The organism is Nostoc sp. CCY0012 (genome assembly GCF_963920855.1).
Classification (GTDB): Bacteria; Cyanobacteriota; Cyanobacteriia; order Cyanobacteriales; family Nostocaceae; genus Cyanocohniella.
This window is the reverse complement of the sequence record NZ_CAWUDM010000009.1, coordinates 62,848-80,629: the sequence shown is the minus strand read 5'-3', so window position 1 is coordinate 80,629 and position 17,782 is coordinate 62,848. Positions and strand designations below refer to the sequence as shown.

Below are 17,782 nucleotides of genomic sequence, written 5' to 3'. Positions count from 1 at the left end.
TCCCAGAGGGTTTCAAGCCTTCTATGTTTGTGGTGTAATTTTCAGACTTGTATGTACACTGTAGCGCTATAAAGCACGGCGGAATACGCCACTACGTGCCTTTTCCTCCGGGGCTTTCAGACTCCCGTTAAGTCTTGTGTAATTGTTGCTTCAGATGGTGTACAGGCGTGGACTAAAGATAACAATGGGCCTATTTGTTCTTGACCATTAACTGCTAATTCACTGTGACACAAATACACTTTCTGGGATACGCGAGACAGTAAATCTAGCAAAATTCGGCGTAATCTTTCCTCCTCTGACTGTTGTTCGTCTTCTGCTGTCCAGGGTTGTCCTAGCCTTGCTTGCAAGAAAAAAGGTGCGCCAAATAGTGTGGCTGCTCCGCCTTTTGTCCATAAGGGGGAACCAGCATCTAACCAAAAATGCCAACGATGAGATTTTCTACTAGACCGATATTGGAAAATTGTTGCTAAGGTCACAGCTTTTCTGGAAGGGCCGACGGGACGTAAGGGGTAAGGGTTGGCTGTGATGGTACCACGGCGTAAAAGTTGAATAAATTCAGCAACGGTGGAGAATGGGGAGTTGGGAGTTGGGAGTGGGGAGTGGGGAATGGTTTGTTTGAGTCTGGTGTCGATTTCCCAGTAGTGTTGGGCTGTTTCTAGTAATTCGCGCAGTGCAGCCATTTGGTCGGATGGGGGGTTGCTATCTTTACATAAAAAGTGCTGAATTGCTAGATATAACAAGGAAATTGGACTGGGAATTAATCGCTGTTGTTGTTGCGATCGCACTTTTTCTAACCACTCTAAAATTTCACCATAAGCTTTGGTGGCTGCGTAGCCAATTCTATCCCAGCGCTCGAAGGCGGAAACTGGTAGTAATTTCGGTTCATCAGGATGGGGTACAAAACAGTAATCTGCTATTAAGCCGGCGCGTACTGGATCTATGTGGGTGGAGAGTTGGGAGTGGGGAGTTGGGAGTTGGGAAATGTTTTCTGGGGGTTCGGGTTTTCTGCTGAGGACTACTAACATCTCGGCTACGGCATCTCGATCTACTAGGCGACCTAAACCGGGATAAACTAATGCCAGCATGGTGAGTAATGCCCGAATCACTGGTGAACTAATTAAGGGGCGTTGTTCGTTGAGTGATTCGACGGGGATGTTTTGTTTGATGAGAATTTCGACTAAAGTGTAACGGGCGATCGCATCTAAACCTGGAGCAATTATCGCTACTTGTTCTGCTTCTACTTGTCCTGTTTTGATGGCTGTGACAATTTCTTCGGCGGTGTGTCGCAACAGTTGGGCGCGGGAGGTGGTTTGAATTGATTGGACTGTATCTGGTAAACTCAACAATGCCATCGGTTCTGTAACTAATTCCAGCATTGGGGTGTTGAGTGTCTCTGCTAAACACGGTAAGGGTGTTTGAGTTAACTTCTCTATTCGACAACGCCCGGCTAAACCTTCCATATAATTGGGATCTGCACCTAACCCCAGGCGGACTGCACCCTGGGGGTTGAAGCTGAACATCCCCACAGCATTGTGATCTAACAGAAAATCAAACAGTTGACGAGCTACCCCAGGATAATCATCTACATCATCTGCCAGTACAGCTTGATAGCGTTGCATGAGATATTGTTGGTATGTGCGATCGCTTAATAATTTCTGACTGTAAAGTTCTGTAATAATGCCATAAGTCAATAATCCTCTAGATAAACAAAAGTCACGCCAATCTAATAACAAAGATGCCAATAATTCCGGCTCTAAATCTATGAATTCTTCCTGTAAGCTGGTTTGTAAAACTTGGGCGATATTCTCACATGGTTGACAACTGTAAGCCGCTAATTGCAATAAGTCCAGAATCCGTCGCACTAAGCGATACTCATTCACTCCCGCACGCTGCAAAGTCGCTGCATCCAACTGGGAACGCCAAAGTTTAGTTGCCAATTCTTGTTCGGTTTCTGGGCGTAATCGCACCGGAAATTGTGCTTTTAGATGCAACAATTGAATCAATAACGGCCAAAATAAAATAACTTCATCTTGAAAAAAGCCGAGGATTGTTTTGGCACGAACTGGATATTTCCCTTGAGTTGTTGTAACAATTTTATCCCCCAATGCCCGGCGATTCTCGCTATTGGCAGCTAAAATTAAAACTCCTGTCCCTGTTTGTTGGAGATAGGAGAGTTGTGGTACCATTCCACCTTTTTGCTCCTCTTGTTTTTTAGTATAAAATGATTCAGTATCATAATTTTTACTAGATAACCAGCAAGAAAAATGTTCTATCAAGCGAGTTGTCTTACCACTACGGCTATTGCCAACAATCCAAATAGAATGAGAAATCACAAACTCTCCCCTTATAGATTTGCTAGTATACGGCGTGCGTTAACTTAAAGTTAATAATCACTAATAAATGCTAGATGATTGCCTGCAATGAGAATGCCTATTTTTAGCCAAAAGATTTACCCGTTTTTACTGTCTGCTTACAGATGGTACTTATTAACTCCAGAGCGTTCACTAGAAGAAGCTTACAAGGCAGCGATAAAGATTAAAGCCATCGAAGACGAGTATTTCAACGGTCGAAAAATAGACTTAAACTCAGCCATCTACAGTAACAGTGTGATGGATTATTTTGAGTCCGACTTGAAGAAACAATTAAAAATTGTCCGGATGCGACTGACAGAGTTTCGAGCTAGTCGTTGGTTTGCTAACGAATCTAATCAAAAAGCCATCCAGAAAACGGGTATAGAATATTCTAATGCTACTTTAATTTTAGAGAACTTGAAGTTCATTGATCAAGTTACTTCAAAATATAATAACCTGGATTATGAAATAATTTCTTCAGATTTAGTAAATAAACCTCAAATTGTCAAAGTCGATGCCTCCGCTACACAAATATCAACACCACAATTACCGAATCAAAAGCCAGAACCGCCAAAAAAACCGCGCCGCAAAGCTGATAGTATGGGCATATTGCCCCGGTCTATTTTAAGTACTATAGGGCGTCTACAAGTTGAACTAGACCCAAATTCTGAACAAGATGTTGTTAAAAACTTCCGTCAGACTCAAAGAAGAACAATAATATCTATTCGATTTCTTTTACTATTAATTATCATACCTCTTTTAACGCATCAAATATCCAAAGTTTTGATAGTAGGTCCGATAATTAACAACTTTAGAAATCCCGAAACAACGCAAATATTCCTTAATTTGGAAATGGAGGAAGAAGCACTAGTAGAACTACAGAGATTTGAAGAAAGAATTAAGTTTGAAAATATGATTGGTATTGCTCCGCCATTATCGTCAGAAGAAGTAGAAAAAGAAATAGCAGCTAAAGCACGTAAAATCGCTGAAGAATTTCGATACGAAAGTGCTAATGCTATTAAAAATGTTTTTTCAGATATTTTTTCTGTTGGTGCTTTTATTTGTGTATTGATTGTCAGTAAGCCTTCTATCCTAGTGTTAAAAGACTTTTTTGATCATGTGGTTTATGGTCTTAGTGACAGTGCCAAAGCCTTTATTATCATTTTATTTACCGATGTCTTTGTCGGATTCCACTCACCTCATGGCTGGGAAGTAATTTTAGAAGGTGTATCCCGCCATTGGGGTTTACCAGCAAATCGAGATTTTATATTCTTATTTATTGCTACATTTCCCGTAATTTTAGATACTATATTTAAATATTGGATTTTCCGCTACTTAAACCGCATATCGCCTTCCGCAGTTGCCACTTATCGTAATATGAATGAGTAAATCAGAGTTAAAAATTTAGCTTAAATTTGCTAATCCACAGCATAATTCTTAAACATCCGAACTACCGGCAGCATTTCACCATTTGGCAAAGGGATATCAAATTGCTGAATCACATGATAGCCAAACTTAGCATAGAGAAATTCACCAGCTAAAGTAGCTATAATCTCTAGTTTCTGAAATCCAGCATCACATGCGGCTGTCTCGCACTGTTGCATTATTTGGCTACCAATTCCTCGACGCGCCCAAGCGGGATCTACAAAAAATGCCCGAATTTTGGCAGCCTCAATTTTGGGATCTAGGAAACTTTCTTCGGCAATACTTTTGCTTTGATCCCCTCCATAAAGAGTTTTTCGTTTGCTCCATCCGCCACAACCAATGATTTGGCTTTTGCTCTCAGCAACGAAATAAGTACCATCATCAATAAGTTGGCTATCGACAGCAAAAACACTTCCCAAAGCGCCTTCAATTTGCTGGAAGGTGTAGTAATTAGCTTGAAGTTTCCTAGCAGATTTAGGAATTAGGCGGGTAAGCGCAGGTATATCTTTTAAGCAAGCTAGGCGAATATATACATCCATTACCAGAAATACTGATAGCGTTGCCTGTTTTCCTTTCCCTGTACATCTTAGAGGTTTCAGGTACTTTACATCGGAATATGATTGGTTTGGAACATCATAAATAACTTTTCGTCATCTCAAGTAATCTTTAAGTCAGTACTAGCCTATATTCAAACGGGTTGATGTGATGTTCACGCCTGTTTTTATGGGGACAAAATTCTAATTTGGCAAAAATTTGACATGCTATCGGGAATCTTGCCACTACCGATTGTATTTATTGATGTCTAAACTTAACTGAAATATTTTTTACGTATTTATGTTTATTTTTTAGTAATTTAAATCACATTATTACTGATTGAATTTAAAACGAGCAAGCGCTGAAAACTCTCAGTAGCAAAGATGCAAATTGAATGTGTGTTAGCTCAGTTGTGACGCTACAGTTATCGGAATATCCAGGGGATTGAAAGTGATCAGAATTTTATTTGATGCTGATTTAATATTAGAAGCTTTGATGCATCGTCAAGAATTTACAGAAGACATTAGTAAATTATTAGACAGCACAAATCCATTGATTCAGATGCACATTACAGAGGTTGGCTGGCAGAAAATTTACACTTATGCTAAGTGCTTACAAAACCATAAGATTGCTAAAATAGTCAGTTATTGGTTACAAGCAAAAATTCAAGTTTGCCATATTAACCAGCAAATTCTTCAGCAAGCACGCTCATTACCCTTAAAGGATTTTGAATCTGCCGTCGAGTTAGCTTGTGTTGATTATTGGCACTTAGATGCGATTGTCACCCACAAACCAGAAGATTTTAGTGAGAATGTCAATAAATTGTGGGTGTGGTCTATAGCCGACTTGTGTTTACGGGCCAATTTAGAAAGTCAGTTACAGGAAACTATCATTTAGCTAATTAAAATTAGCCCCTTGATAGAAAAACTCAAGTATGATCAAGGAGGGGACAGGCTAAAGCTTAAATGAAAGTCTAAGTTGCGACTCGTCTGTGATCACAGAAGACCCACTTTCAGGATAGGGTAATTTTGGTAGTTTTACAGCATATCCAAATTAGTTGCCACATATTATTAATTTATGTAACCAAACTCATATTCAGCCATCTCTGATTGTGTTGATTAGTTACTTTTGAGGGTGCAATGTAGCACTAATCGTGAAATCATGAGAATATAAAGAAAATCTTAAGGAAAAGAAGACTCATGATAACTGCCAAAACAATACAACAAATCTGGAGTGTAATTGAGTCTACCCAAGTTAGCACTTTGCTTCAGTTTGACGATGCAGCCTTAGTACAACTACTTCTTCAGAAATTAAAAGCCCAGCAACCCTTGGAAACACATACAGACAAGAGTCTCAATACCTACATTGAATCCAAGCTGCCCCTAATTCGTGATACGGCGGAAGGCCGACAATTATTTGGTCAAGGCAATTAATAATTATATTCAACAGCACAATTACTCATGGTCAATCATCTTCTCAGAATTTAACCACTTCAATATTATGAATCACTGGCTAGGAATTGCCCTGGTAGCTTATCTAATTGGAGCGGCAATTGAAGGGGTGAGTACAGCCAGTCAACTATGTCATTCAACACCAGAGCTAGTTAAAGACCTTAAAGCTCAATCTTCAGATTCAGAGACTCCGCCGTCAATGTCAAGTTGGCAAGTTATAGCTACTGTGGCTTCGGTAAGTATCTGTGGAGCTTTTTGTTGGCCTTGCCGATTGATTCATCGTTCAGTTAAAACAAATATTTCATCCAAAAAATAAATTGATATCTTGCGTCTATGCTCTAGTATCGCGGCGCGGAAATAAATGTGTAGATGCTTTTGAACGGGTTACCCCAGGCATCACGTTCTATAAAAATGCATAAAGTCCAGTTAAATATCTCTACAAAAATATTCCCTTTGTTCGTTTGTCGATTTCAGCGAAGTTTGGTAAATAAAAGAAGTAGGCTACTAGGAAGTAATCTACAGAATCAGCTGTTATCCCACACGTGACACCAAGCATTGTGAGTGCTAAACGTCTGCCAGAAACCATTGCCCATGTCAGAATTATCCGCCAATCGTGGCAACATGGCTTCCTTGAAGGTGAAGTCAGCGCGGGTGCCTTTGAGTGGCATTTCCTGTGGCATTTCCGCCAGGGAGAATTGTCAGTTAAACCATCTCAAGGTCGCGCACTTATTAAAGAACCCCTCGGCCGCTTTTTGGAACAACAAGATTACCAGCTAGAGCCTGGGGGAGATTATGCTTTTACTATTCGGGCTGAACTTTAGTTCTTTTCCTTGATATTGCCTAATCCCAGTCTCTACTCCCTACTGATTGTTAGGCGATTTAAGTATCTTTCAATTAAGAGGAGGGCCACAATATCATCTATGGGTCGTGGCGGCTGTCGCATACCCTGTGGTAATAGCTTTGTCAGTCCTTTGGGTGGGTACATTTGCCAATAGCGATCGCGTGCTTCTAAAGTGCTGTAGCGTTCATCTACTAAAATAATGTTGAGCTGATCTGTCAATTCCTGGTGCAGTTGCTGTTTCCATTTTTTAGCGGTAGTTTGGTCACCCATGACTAGCAAGGAAACTGGAAATTGTTGGCGTAGTGTTTCAATGGTAGCGATCGCCTTTGGAGCAACTACGACTTGATGATAATATAGTTGTCGATCTAGCCCCATAATGGCTAAACCACACTTGTCTTTACCTGGGTCAAAGCCCAAAATAACTGGTTGCGTTGGCGAAAATTCACTGATAGTCATATCAAATACACTTAAATCCTATAAATAATTTTGGGTTAAATATTTTAATATCATGGCGTTTTTCATAATTTTAACGTGAGTCTCCAAGGAAGGCGCACCTGCGGGAAGGGCGAAAGAAAACCTTTCGTTTTCTTAGGAGTTCGACAGAACTAAAAAATAGCATGATTAGAGCAGTCCAGTCTTTGGTATAAATGTCAAGAAATGGTTTTTGTGGTATATACGTGTAAGCAACTAAACCAGCCATCAAGTTGATTCCAAAATTGAACTTACTACTGTATCTGGAGTGTTCAATTTGACATATCAAAGGAAAGAGGTAACAGGCTTTGAGTCTTTGGTTATCTGGGTTTGATGATCCGTTGATGCTCGAGGCTACTTGGCGAATGCCATAACTATTTGTTTAACTGTTCTTAACTATCCTTGCATTTTTGCTAAGATACTGAGAAAATTTCAAAGCGTGTATACATTGAATCACTCATAAAATTATTTATATCTAAGGAAAAATTTTATGCAACTAACACCTCAAGAAAAAGACAAATTATTGATTTTTACGGCGGCGTTGGTAGCAGAAAGACGGAAAGAAAAAGGGTTAAAGCTTAATTACCCTGAAGCAATGGCATACATTTCTGCTGCGATTATGGAAGGAGCAAGAGAAGGAAAAACTGTTAGTCAGTTAATGAGTGAAGGCACAAAACTTTTACATCGGGATGATGTCATGGATGGTATTCCAGAAATGCTTCATGAAGTGCAAATAGAGGCCACCTTTCCCGATGGAACAAAATTAGTAACAGTACACAATCCGATTCAAGACTAATACTATTCCAAATTTTAGATGGAGAATTGATATTAAAAGGATATATAAATGTATACGAGTAATAAAGTGACAATTTACGCTCATGCTGATTTTCAAGGAACCCAAAAAGAGCTAGATGAAGGTGAACATAACATTAACGATTTGGGCATTGGTTATAATCAACTGAGTTCGTTAACAGTCCCCGCAGGTATGAAAGTTACCCTGTACGAATATGAGGATTTTCGGGGTCGGAGTAAAACCTTTACCGGCAACGTTGCCAATTTAGAGGATATTAAAGTTGAGGGTGCGAACTTCAACAATTTGACCTCCTCAATTAAGGTCGCCAAAATAGCAATGACCCCAGGACAAATCATTATTACCAAATCAGAACCTCTGGAACTGAATGCTGGGAAAAACATTGTCAAACTTCGGGTCAGTAATATAGGCGATCGCCCCATCCAGGTGGGTTCTCATTTCCACTTTTATGAAGTAAACACTGGTCTGCAATTTGACCGCAATCAAACCAAAGGAATGCGTCTCAACATTCCCGCAGGTACAGCCATCAGATTTGAACCAGGGGATGAAAAAGAAGTCGAGTTAGTCCCCTATGGTGGTACGCGCCAGATTTATGGTTTTAATGGATTAGTCAATGGGTATGTAGATCAGCAATAAAAGGGAGATGCGCCATGTCAAAGTCAGCAGCCCGGCTAGGAATTGGGGGGCCAGTGGGTAGCGGAAAAACAGCCTTGATTGAGTGTATTGTTCCTTTATTGATGCATCAAGGCATTGAAATTGCTGTTGTCACCAATGACTTACTCACCACAGAAGATGCAGATCGGCTCAAAGGACGAGGCTTTTTACCTCCAGAACGGATTATTGGTGTCGAGACGGGTAGCTGTCCGCACACAGCGATTCGAGAAGATCCAACAATGAATCTTTTAGCCGTTAAGGACTTTGAATTACAGTTTCCTCAATTAGACCTGATCCTGATTGAAAGCGGCGGTGACAATCTGGCTTCTACTTTTAGTTATGAGTTGGTGGATGCCTATATTTTTGTGATTGACGTAGGTGCAGGAGATGATATCCCTCGCAAAAAAGGCCCAGGCTTTTTACAAGCTGATTTAGTGGTGGTGAATAAAATTGATATTGCTCCTTATGTGGGTGCAGATTTGGAATTAATCCGCCAACAAGCCCCCTTACACCGTCGAGGTAAGCCCATAGCTTATACCAATTGCAAGACACAAGCAGGATTGGATGAGGTGGTGAACTTTATTTTGGAGACAGTTTTGTTTCGCAGTCCTTCTGTCATTACATAATTAATTAGCTGTGTAGCAGCTTAGGAATATGAATTAAATAATATGCAAGTCTAATTTTTGACCTCACCCCGCCTTTGACTTGCGTCAAAGTCTCCCCTCTCCTTACTAAGGAGAGGGGTTGGGGGTGAGGTTCTGTATTTTATTAAATCCACATTCCTTCGTTGAGGTTCAATGTGTTATCTTTACCAAATTTGGAAACTATTAAATCTACAAATAACTTAGAGTTAGGGCTGAAGTGCGATCGCTTTGGTCAAACTATTATTAGTCACCAATATGCAACTTATCCCTTAAGCGTCTCTCCCGTATTTCGTCTTGATGATGAAGAAGATTCCCATCGCGCCTATCTCTATATTGTGAGTACTTCTCCAGGTTTACTCGCTGGAGATGAGTTGAATGTTTCTTTGCAACTGGCCGCTAATACTAGCCTTTACCTCACCGATCAGGCTGCTACTAAAGTTCATTCTATGCCCGCAGCCACAGCCACAACACATTATGAAATTGAAATTGGCCCAGGAGCGAGCTTAGAGTTGATCCCAGAACCCTTGATTTTGTACGCAGATGCAGCTTTAGAGCAAACTATAAATATTAAAATTCATGACACCGCAAAACTATGCTTAAGTGAAATCATTCTCCCAGGAAGGCTGGCTAGAGGAGAATTTTACCAGTTTCAACATTATTTTAGTCGCCTGCGCGTGACTTCTACTTTGGGAGAGCTATGGTTTAGTGATGCCATGCGCTTAGAAGGAAAGCTTAATCCCTTTATTCAAAGTCATCTTTTTTCCTGTGGGCCTGTCCTTGGTAGTTTAATTGTCATCTTACCCGAAACCAACTGGGAGTTATTGAGTGCCAGTGTAGAAAATTTAGCAGCTGCAAATTGCTCTAATTTGACTGTAGCAAGTTCGATCTTACCTGATCACAAAGGTCTGTTGATTAGGGCTATGGCTAGTGGAACTCAAGAACTTAAAAACTATTGGAAATACGTTCTCAACTGTGTGCGCCGCAGTAGCTATCAATCTCCTTTACCTGATTCGTTATGACTGAATTAGCACAAATTTATCTAGGCAATTTAACTGATAACACTAGTCTCGCTTCACAGGTAGAACAAGCTCGTTGCTCGGAGCGTTATTTAGAAGTTTCTATTAGTCAAAGTGATAGTCGTAAAGGGAGGATTCACGCTCACACTAGCTCTGGCATAGCTGTAGGAATTGTCAAAAGTCGTGATTGGTCACTGCAAGAAGGAGATGTCTTAGAAACCCAACAAGGTAACTTATTACTAATTCATCTGCAAGAGCAAAAATTGATGGTATTGAGTTTTACCGAGCCAGTAGGCGATCGCGCTATCGAATTGGTTCATCTGGGCCATGTTCTAGGAAATCACCATTGGCCGATTATTGTGCAAAATCACAAGCTTTATCTCCAGCTAGCCGCAGATGTGGAAGTCATGGAATCAACCATCCGCAATTTCCAGATTCCTGGTTTAAAAATTGACTATGAATCACCATCGTCAGCCACACAGCTTGACTTTTCTCACCACACACACCACCATCACAGCTAATGAATCAACCGATATCTGCGATCGCCCAACAACTTGCTCTGATGCAATTATCTGATTCGTTTTTCCCTTCTGGCTCGTTTACCCTGTCTCATGGGCTAGAATGCCTGGTTCAAGACGAACAACTACACGGTTGTGAAGACTTACAGATATTTCTGCGGCTGTTATTGCGTAATAAGATAGGAACTACGGATCTAGTTGCATTAATTCATGCCTATGAAGGAAGTGCAAGTGGTGACTTAGCAGCTGTGCGACAAGCTGATACCCAACTATTTGCTCAAACCTTAGTAGAAAAAACTCGTGAAACCCAACGCAAAAGCGGACGAGCCTTGCTGATGGTTGCTAGTTCCACATGGAAAGACTCTCAATTAAACACCCTCAATCAAGATGCCGTTACAGGTAAAATTCACTGCTTACATCCGGTAATTTTTGCTGTCGTCGGTAGGGTAGCGGGTTTGAGTAAAGGGGATACTGTATTGGCTTTTTTACATAGCTTCATTGCCGGTTTATTGGGGGCTGCTATCCGCTTAAGTGTTGTCGGACATATTCAAGCACAACAAGTCCTGCTTCAGCTAGCGCCAGATATTGAGGCAATCTGCAAAGCTGCTGCATCAATCAGCTTAAATGAAATGTGGTCTTGTACCCCTTTTATCGATGTTGCCCAAATGCGACATCAAAAATTGTCTCACAGGTTATTTGCTAGTTAAAACTTAGGTAATTTTCAAGTTAATTCAGGAGTAAAAATGAGCTACCGCATGAACCGTCGAGAATACGCAGCCATGTTTGGCCCTACTATAGGCGATCGCGTCCGTCTTGCTGATACAGATTTATTCATTGAAGTAGAAGCAGACTACACCAGTTACGGGGGTACTCTCTATGGCGATGAGGTGAAATTCGGCGGTGGTAAGGTGATCCGAGATGGTATGGGACAATCTCCCCTCACCCAAGCCCAAGATCCCAAGGTAGTAGATTTGGTGATTACCAACGCCTTGATTCTTGATTGGTGGGGCATCGTTAAAGCCGATGTTGGCATTAAAAATGGGGAAATCGTCGAAATTGGCAAAGCAGGTAATCCCTACACTCAAGACAACATTGATATCATTATTGGCCCCGGTACGGAAGTAATAGCTGGAGAAGGCAAAATTCTCACGGCTGGAGCCATCGATAGCCACATTCACTTTATTTGTCCCCAGCAAATTGAAACGGCTTTGGCATCAGGTATAACTACTATGCTTGGCGGCGGTACTGGCCCGGCTACTGGGACTCTTGCCACTACTTGCACCCCTGGTACTTGGAATATTCACCGGATGCTCCAAGCTGCTGATGGCTTCCCCATGAATATAGGTTTGCTGGGCAAAGGCAATACCAGCCAACCCCAAGGATTAGTTGAACAAGTCGCTGCGGGAGTCATTGGTTTAAAGCTGCACGAAGACTGGGGTTCTACTCCCGATGCTATTAATAATTGTCTTACCATTGCCGATGAATATCATGTACAGGTAGCAATTCATACCGATTCGCTCAACGAAGCCGGATTTGTGGAAAATACCATTGCGGCATTTCAAGGCCGTGTCATTCACACTTACCATACTGAAGGTGCAGGCGGAGGTCACGCGCCTGACATTCTGAAAGTTTGCAGTTTAACCAATGTGTTGCCCGCTTCGACAAATCCCACTCGTCCCTACACCATCAACACTTTTGATGAACACAAAGATATGTTAATGGTGTGCCATCACCTCGATAAAAATATTCGGGAAGATGTCAAATTTGCTGAATCGAGGATTCGTAAGGAAACCATCGCCGCGGAAGATTTGTTGCACGATATGGGTGCTATAAGTATTATGGCTTCAGATTCCCAAGCTATGGGAAGGGTAGGGGAAGTAATTATTCGTACTTGGCAAACTGCCCATAAGATGAAAGTACAAAAGGGATTATTGCCGTCACCGGGAAATCCTTATGAAACTCATGACAATTTTAGGGCCAAGCGTTATGTCGCTAAATATACTATTAACCCGGCTATAACTCACGGAATTGCTAACTATGTGGGTTCCGTTGAAAAAGGTAAAGTTGCCGACTTGTGTTTGTGGAAACCAGCTTTTTTCGGGGTAAAACCAGAGCTTGTTATTAAAGGAGGAATGATAGCTTGGGCGCAAATGGGTGATCCCAACGCCAGTATCTCTACTCCTGAGCCAGTTTATATGCGTCCGATGTTTGGCAGTTTTGGTGGCGCAATGACACATACCTCTATTACCTTTGTTTCTCAAACCGCTTTGGATGGGGGTATACCCGCTCAACTTGGCTTAAAAAGTCGTACTTTAGCGGTTAGTAATACACGTAATCTGAGTAAGGCAGATTTGAAACTCAACGATGCGACTCCCCAGATTGAGGTTGATCCGGAAACCTTTTATGTGAGGGTGGATGGAAAATTATTGACTTGTGAACCGGCTACTTCTTTACCAATGGCACAGCGTTATTTCTTATTTTAAGGACTAGTACCGCTGCCTTGAAAGTCAAAATTTAAGTCCGCCAAATCATCCTGACAGATAAAAAGTTTGTAGAAGCTGCTATGAGTCTACAGTCCCTCAGTTCAGGACTAAAGTCCTGACTACGAGCCAACCTTTTTTATTAAGTGCTAAACAGAACTTGTCCGTTGACGATAGCCAACAGTCTTACTCTTAATGGCCCGGCTGTATAAGTATCCTCGGCTGCGATCGCTTTGATTTCCACCGTTTGCTCATACTGCCTTAATTGGGAGAAAAAGCGTAAAAAAGTATTGTCTAATTGGACATTTTCTACAATTCCCGCATTCCGGGCCCGAAATTGAGAAGCCGAAATTAGCAGATCCAGTCTTTGCCGCAGTTGATAGGTTGTCATATTTTTAGGATCAGCCGTAGTTGTGGCCAAAACCTCACTTCCGGAAAACACTAGTTGATTGCGCGCTGTATCTGCAAAAAATTCTATCTGGTCTTCTCCCCTGACATAATTGCCAGCTGAGAAGATTCGCACGACGTATTCCCTACCATCGTTAATTTGCTGGGTTAATTGCTCAATTCTTTCTGGGGTAACGCGCAATATATCTTGATTTGCAGGGATTGTCCCAGGTTCTGAGAGTTCAATATTGGCATTGCGGTTAGCTTCCTGCAACAGCTGGATTACCACCTGACGCGCTAGGTCTGCTTGGTTTATACCACGAACTACACCAGATGCCAAAACTTGACCCCGAAATAAAGCTAGTTTGCCTAAACGCAAATCACGGTATGACTGGTAATATTTTTCTAGTCTGGCTACTTCTTGTTCTAAATAATTCTGTTGTCTTTCTAATTCTTTCAGGCGAGATTCCCTAATGGCAATTACTTGTTCTCGCGCCGCAATTTCTTCATTGCGCTTTTTAATTAATCCATCTAGTTCGGCAATTTTGCGATCGCGCTGGTCAATAGCTGTTTTGGCTTCATCAATGGCTTTTTTTGCTTCGGCGTAAAGTCGTTGACGTTCTGCCCTGAGTTCTTCAATGGCTGACTGCAATACTTCTCTTTGATCATAAACGCTTTGCAGTTCCGTTAGGGCTTGTTGATAGCGATTAGCTACTTGACTTAACTGACCTTGGGTGCGTTGGAGTTGTTTTTGGGTTTGGGCCTGTTGGCTGAGGGTGCGGTTTAGTTGTGCTTGAGTTTCCCGTTGTTTAGTATTTGCTGCTTGTAAGGACTTATTAATTACCTGTAACTCTTGTTGTGCTTGGGCTTGTTCAATTCTTGCTTGGCTTAACTCACTTTCTACCTGACTTTTTTGAGTTTCGGCAACTTTTAGCTGTTCGCGCTTTTCCCTCAAGTCTCTTTGAATATCCTCTAGCTCAAAGACCCCTTGTCTTAATCCTTCATCAGCTACAAATAAGATTCCCAAAGTTGATGTGGCAATCAATGCACCAGTAAAAATAGTCACTAGTACTGCTGTGCTTTTGGGACGAAGCTTAAATAGTGAGAGGCGAGCCTTGCCAACACGTGTGCCAATGCGATCGCCCACAGTGGCAATTACGCCCCCCAAAATTAAAATTGCTGCTATAAGGATGTACCCGGTGGTCATCTTCAGCTACCGTTCACGTAGTGTGCCGGAGGCATAATGCTTCCAGATACAGCCTACTACTTTCAAACATTATCTGGTGGAGGATGGAATATTGGCAATAGCTGAAACTACTCACGATTTTAGATTTACCTCCAGCTATGGGTGTCATCTTGAAAAACACAACACTTGCCACTCCACCTCCTTCAATTGCTTTTAAGTGAACTGCCTACTTAACGTAACAGGTTTATGCACAGTAATCTTCTTTTTGTGGATGGAAATCATCTTTTTCTCACGCAAATCCCCTAATAACCTGGTGACAGTTACACGAGTTGAACCAATGGCCTCAGCGATCGCCTGATGAGATAACTTGAGATCAATCGTAATTCCATCTGCACAAGGAACACCAAAATCACGACAAAGAATTAACAGAAAACTCACCAACCTCGAACCCATATCCCGGTGAGCCAAGGTTTCAATCATCATCTCTGTCTGTAAAATCCGCGAAGATAGTCCCCGCAGCATCAACATGGATAATTCTGGATTTTCCTTGAGTGCTTGCTCTACCTGTTCAATAGGAGCTGAAAGCAACTCTACAGGGGTAAATGCAACTGCATGGTAAAATCTATCTGACTTATTTCCCGTCAGCAATGACAACACACCAAAAACGCTATTTTCCCGCAGCAGTGCTACCGTTATTTCCTCACCTGCTTCGTACACCCTGGAAAGTTTAACAGCACCCTTTAAAAGAAAATAAACTCGTTCAGCAGGATCGCCGGGAAAAAAGATCGTTTTGTTGCGTTCAAACGTTTCCACAACCGGAGGAAAAGCTCCAGTTGCCATCTGACGAAATACATTTGCTAGGGCTTTATCTTGTGTCACGATCATCTCCCTTCCCCTACCCAATGCCGGAAAAACAAAAACTGATTACCTAAGAATACACCCGAAAAAAGAATAAAGCACCGTCAACCTTTCTGTGCATTCCTATACTCAAGCCCACAACTTCACAGTTATTTGTTCATAATGATACATAATTTTTCATGTTTTTAGCTAGTAGTTGTTATAAGTACTTGCACAGTTGTAGTCATCAGGTTTTTTGCCCAAATTTTCATAATATCTTGAGAATATCTTAAGGATTATCTAGCAAAATTTTTCCAAAAACAGTTCACATAATCATCATTTTTGCAAATCATGTGTAAAAGCCAGACAAACTCACCTCAGATTCTAGTATGCTCCTAATGATTGGTTGCATTTACAATTTCTATGCTGAATCTCACTGGAAAAAACGCCTTAGTTACAGGAATTGCCAATAACCGCTCCATCGCCTGGGGGATTGCTCAACAACTGCATCAAGCAGGAGCTAACTTAGGTATTACTTACTTGCCAGATGACCGAGGCAAGATGGAGAAAAAAGTTGCCGAATTAGTGGAACCTCTTAATCCCAGCTTATTTGTTCCCTGTAATGTCCAAAATGACGAACAAATTCAGTCTACCTTTGCAGCCATTCAAGAAAAATGGGGCAAACTAGACATTCTTATTCACTGTTTAGCTTTCGCCAACAAAGACGATTTAACTGGTGGTTTTAGCCAAACCTCGCGTGCTGGATTTAAAACCGCTTTAGAAATTAGCACCTACTCTTTGGTACAATTAAGCGGCGCAGCCAAACCGCTAATGACAGAAGGAGGTAGTATTATTACCCTGACATATTTAGGCGGTGTCAGAGCTGTTCCCAACTACAACGTCATGGGAGTAGCCAAAGCAGGTTTAGAAGCTAGCGTACGTTATTTAGCAGCTGAACTAGGGCCACAAAACATTCGAGTCAACGCCATCTCCGCCGGGCCAATTCGCACTTTAGCATCATCAGCAGTAGGCGGAATCTTAGATATGATTCACCATGTAGAAGAAGTAGCCCCCCTCCGACGCACCGTCACCCAGCAAGAAGTAGGCAACACAGCAGCATTCCTATCCAGCGATTTAGCAAGTGGCATCACCGGGCAAGTTCTGTACGTAGATGCAGGATATGAAATCATGGGAATGTAATATTGAGGGAGTGGCTACGGTGTACACACAAGTTGTATCAAGTTGCCTAACAGCGTTTCGATCCCCCCTAACCCCCCCTAAACCCCTTCGGGGATGCGCCTTCGGCGTAGAAAAAAGGGGGGAAAATAATCAAAGTCCCCCTTAATAAGGGCGATTTAGGGGGATCAATCCACATTTTGTACGCAGCACAAAGATGTGTGTACACCGTAGCTTATACCTATAAAAGAACCTAAGTTCCCTACTCCCTACTCCCCACTCCCCTTTCTTTATGCAAACAAGCGATACCTTCAGTAAGGACTCCGTCCAACGCCAAATTATCGAAACTCAAACTGCTCGCGTGGCCTCTGTTCACCGCACCACTGGTGAAACGGATGTGCAAGTTACCATTAACCTGGATGGTACAGGTATCTGCACCGCAGCCACCGGGATTCCGTTTTTGGATCATATGTTGCATCAAATTGCCTCCCACGGGTTGATTGACTTAAATGTCCAAGCCCAGGGAGACTGGGAAATTGATGACCACCACACCAATGAAGATGTGGGTATCACTTTAGGACAAGCTTTCAGTCAAGCATTAGGGAATAGAAAAGGGATTGTCCGCTTTGGTAATTTTCTCGCACCCTTAGATGAAGCTTTAGTGCAAGTGGCGCTAGATTTTTCTGGACGTCCCCACCTGAGTTACGGCTTGGATATTCCTACCCAGCGAGTGGGAATCTATGATACTCAGCTAGTACGCGAGTTTTTTGTAGCTTTGGTCAACCATAGCCAAATGACACTTCACATTCGCCAACTGGATGGTATTAATTCCCATCATATTATTGAAGCGACATTTAAAGCTTTTGCTAGAGCTACCCGCATGGCTGTGGAAATTGATCCTCGTCGCGGTGGGACTATTCCCAGTTCCAAGGGTTTTCTGTAAAAATGATACAGAGGGTGTCAATTAGCTATTTGGTTTGTGATAATTGACAAACCTAGT

Annotated in this window: 19 protein-coding genes; 14 read left to right on the top strand and 5 right to left on the bottom strand. The window is 41.8% G+C overall.

What is annotated here, in order from left to right; translation table 11 throughout:
* Positions 1–116 precede the first annotated feature (116 nt).
* Positions 117–2,333, bottom strand: a complete 2,217-nt coding sequence (locus ACM0OS_RS04140) for a recombinase family protein (RefSeq protein WP_414541887.1) — start codon at positions 2,331–2,333, stop codon at positions 117–119.
* A gap of 78 nt (positions 2,334–2,411) precedes the next feature.
* On the opposite strand from ACM0OS_RS04140, the gene ACM0OS_RS04135 reads away from it, so the two are divergent.
* A complete protein-coding gene (locus ACM0OS_RS04135; protein WP_414541886.1) occupies positions 2,412–3,740 on the top strand; it encodes a proton extrusion protein PcxA in 1,329 nt (442 codons plus the stop codon).
* A gap of 29 nt (positions 3,741–3,769) precedes the next feature.
* On the opposite strand, the gene ACM0OS_RS04130 is transcribed toward ACM0OS_RS04135, so the two are convergent.
* Positions 3,770–4,315 carry a GNAT family N-acetyltransferase gene (locus ACM0OS_RS04130; protein WP_414541885.1) on the bottom strand — a complete coding sequence of 182 codons (546 nt, stop codon included), beginning with the start codon at positions 4,313–4,315 and terminating at the stop codon, positions 3,770–3,772.
* Positions 4,316–4,760: 445 nt separating this feature from the next.
* Here ACM0OS_RS04130 and ACM0OS_RS04125 point away from each other — a divergent pair, with 445 nt between their 5' ends.
* The 4 genes from ACM0OS_RS04125 (at position 4,761) to ACM0OS_RS04110 (ending at position 6,582) form a co-directional block, all read left to right on the top strand.
* A complete protein-coding gene (locus ACM0OS_RS04125; RefSeq protein WP_414541884.1) occupies positions 4,761–5,207 on the top strand; it encodes a PIN domain-containing protein in 447 nt (148 codons plus the stop codon).
* Between the two features lie 302 nt (positions 5,208–5,509).
* Positions 5,510–5,743, top strand: a complete 234-nt coding sequence (locus tag ACM0OS_RS04120; protein WP_414541883.1) for a hypothetical protein — start codon at positions 5,510–5,512, stop codon at positions 5,741–5,743.
* Between the two features lie 67 nt (positions 5,744–5,810).
* Positions 5,811–6,077: a hypothetical protein gene (locus tag ACM0OS_RS04115; protein WP_414541882.1), complete on the top strand. Its 267-nt coding sequence runs from the start codon at positions 5,811–5,813 to the stop codon at positions 6,075–6,077.
* A 241-nt stretch (positions 6,078–6,318) separates the two neighbouring features.
* The gene (locus ACM0OS_RS04110; RefSeq protein ID WP_414541903.1) at positions 6,319–6,582 is read left to right on the top strand and encodes a DUF3146 family protein; all 264 of its coding nucleotides are present in this window, start codon (positions 6,319–6,321) and stop codon (positions 6,580–6,582) included.
* Between the two features lie 32 nt (positions 6,583–6,614).
* Here the strand turns inward: ACM0OS_RS04110 and ACM0OS_RS04105 are convergent, their stop codons facing one another.
* Complete coding sequence (locus tag ACM0OS_RS04105) at positions 6,615–7,058, bottom strand: pre-16S rRNA-processing nuclease YqgF (protein WP_414541881.1); 444 nt, start codon at positions 7,056–7,058, stop codon at positions 6,615–6,617.
* Between the two features lie 505 nt (positions 7,059–7,563).
* Here ACM0OS_RS04105 and ureA point away from each other — a divergent pair.
* The 7 genes from ureA to ureC all read left to right on the top strand — a co-directional run bounded on the left by ureA (position 7,564) and on the right by ureC (position 13,199).
* Positions 7,564–7,869, top strand: a complete 306-nt coding sequence (gene ureA, locus ACM0OS_RS04100; RefSeq protein ID WP_414541880.1) for an urease subunit gamma — start codon at positions 7,564–7,566, stop codon at positions 7,867–7,869.
* Positions 7,870–8,202: 333 nt separating this feature from the next.
* Positions 8,203–8,520 (top strand): urease subunit beta, encoded by a 318-nt coding sequence (locus ACM0OS_RS04095; RefSeq protein ID WP_414541902.1) that lies wholly within the window; start codon positions 8,203–8,205, stop codon positions 8,518–8,520.
* A 14-nt stretch (positions 8,521–8,534) separates the two neighbouring features.
* Positions 8,535–9,164 carry an urease accessory protein UreG gene (gene ureG, locus ACM0OS_RS04090; protein WP_414541879.1) on the top strand — a complete coding sequence of 210 codons (630 nt, stop codon included), beginning with the start codon at positions 8,535–8,537 and terminating at the stop codon, positions 9,162–9,164.
* Positions 9,165–9,337: 173 nt separating this feature from the next.
* Positions 9,338–10,201: an urease accessory protein UreD gene (locus tag ACM0OS_RS04085; RefSeq protein WP_414541878.1), complete on the top strand. Its 864-nt coding sequence runs from the start codon at positions 9,338–9,340 to the stop codon at positions 10,199–10,201.
* Entirely contained in the window at positions 10,198–10,719 is a 522-nt protein-coding gene (locus ACM0OS_RS04080) for an urease accessory protein UreE (RefSeq protein ID WP_414541877.1), read from the top strand. Before ACM0OS_RS04085 ends, ACM0OS_RS04080 begins: the two co-directional genes overlap by 4 nt.
* The gene (locus tag ACM0OS_RS04075; RefSeq protein WP_414541876.1) at positions 10,719–11,423 is read left to right on the top strand and encodes an urease accessory protein UreF; all 705 of its coding nucleotides are present in this window, start codon (positions 10,719–10,721) and stop codon (positions 11,421–11,423) included. Before ACM0OS_RS04080 ends, ACM0OS_RS04075 begins: the two co-directional genes overlap by 1 nt.
* A 36-nt stretch (positions 11,424–11,459) precedes the next feature.
* Positions 11,460–13,199: an urease subunit alpha gene (ureC, locus tag ACM0OS_RS04070; protein ID WP_414541875.1), complete on the top strand. Its 1,740-nt coding sequence runs from the start codon at positions 11,460–11,462 to the stop codon at positions 13,197–13,199.
* A 139-nt stretch (positions 13,200–13,338) separates the two neighbouring features.
* On the opposite strand, the gene ACM0OS_RS04065 is transcribed toward ureC, so the two are convergent.
* Together ACM0OS_RS04065 and ntcA are read right to left on the bottom strand one after the other, a co-directional pair.
* Positions 13,339–14,790, bottom strand: coding sequence for a DUF3084 domain-containing protein (locus ACM0OS_RS04065; RefSeq protein ID WP_414541874.1), 1,452 nt, complete (start codon positions 14,788–14,790; stop codon positions 13,339–13,341).
* Positions 14,791–14,982: 192 nt separating this feature from the next.
* The gene (gene ntcA, locus ACM0OS_RS04060) at positions 14,983–15,654 is read right to left on the bottom strand and encodes a global nitrogen regulator NtcA (protein ID WP_010998529.1); all 672 of its coding nucleotides are present in this window, start codon (positions 15,652–15,654) and stop codon (positions 14,983–14,985) included.
* 375 nt (positions 15,655–16,029) lie between these two features.
* Between ntcA and fabI the strand changes: the two genes are divergently transcribed.
* Positions 16,030–16,806, top strand: a complete 777-nt coding sequence (fabI, locus tag ACM0OS_RS04055) for an enoyl-ACP reductase FabI (protein WP_414541873.1) — start codon at positions 16,030–16,032, stop codon at positions 16,804–16,806.
* A gap of 268 nt (positions 16,807–17,074) precedes the next feature.
* A complete protein-coding gene (hisB, locus tag ACM0OS_RS04050) occupies positions 17,075–17,725 on the top strand; it encodes an imidazoleglycerol-phosphate dehydratase HisB (protein ID WP_414541872.1) in 651 nt (216 codons plus the stop codon).
* Positions 17,726–17,782 lie beyond the last annotated feature (57 nt).

Coding starts and splice junctions, on each gene's coding strand:
- ACM0OS_RS04115 (WP_414541882.1), top strand. CDS start 5,811: ATGAATCACTGGCTAGGAATTGCCCTGGTAGCTTATCTAATTGGAGCG.
- ureG (WP_414541879.1), top strand. CDS start 8,535: ATGTCAAAGTCAGCAGCCCGGCTAGGAATTGGGGGGCCAGTGGGTAGC.
- ureA (WP_414541880.1), top strand. CDS start 7,564: ATGCAACTAACACCTCAAGAAAAAGACAAATTATTGATTTTTACGGCG.
- ntcA (WP_010998529.1), bottom strand. CDS start 15,654: ATGATCGTGACACAAGATAAAGCCCTAGCAAATGTATTTCGTCAGATG.
- ACM0OS_RS04095 (WP_414541902.1), top strand. CDS start 8,203: ATGACCCCAGGACAAATCATTATTACCAAATCAGAACCTCTGGAACTG.
- ACM0OS_RS04130 (WP_414541885.1), bottom strand. CDS start 4,315: ATGGATGTATATATTCGCCTAGCTTGCTTAAAAGATATACCTGCGCTT.
- ACM0OS_RS04105 (WP_414541881.1), bottom strand. CDS start 7,058: ATGACTATCAGTGAATTTTCGCCAACGCAACCAGTTATTTTGGGCTTT.
- hisB (WP_414541872.1), top strand. CDS start 17,075: ATGCAAACAAGCGATACCTTCAGTAAGGACTCCGTCCAACGCCAAATT.
- ureC (WP_414541875.1), top strand. CDS start 11,460: ATGAGCTACCGCATGAACCGTCGAGAATACGCAGCCATGTTTGGCCCT.
- ACM0OS_RS04120 (WP_414541883.1), top strand. CDS start 5,510: ATGATAACTGCCAAAACAATACAACAAATCTGGAGTGTAATTGAGTCT.
- fabI (WP_414541873.1), top strand. CDS start 16,030: ATGCTGAATCTCACTGGAAAAAACGCCTTAGTTACAGGAATTGCCAAT.
- ACM0OS_RS04075 (WP_414541876.1), top strand. CDS start 10,719: ATGAATCAACCGATATCTGCGATCGCCCAACAACTTGCTCTGATGCAA.
- ACM0OS_RS04080 (WP_414541877.1), top strand. CDS start 10,198: ATGACTGAATTAGCACAAATTTATCTAGGCAATTTAACTGATAACACT.
- ACM0OS_RS04065 (WP_414541874.1), bottom strand. CDS start 14,790: ATGACCACCGGGTACATCCTTATAGCAGCAATTTTAATTTTGGGGGGC.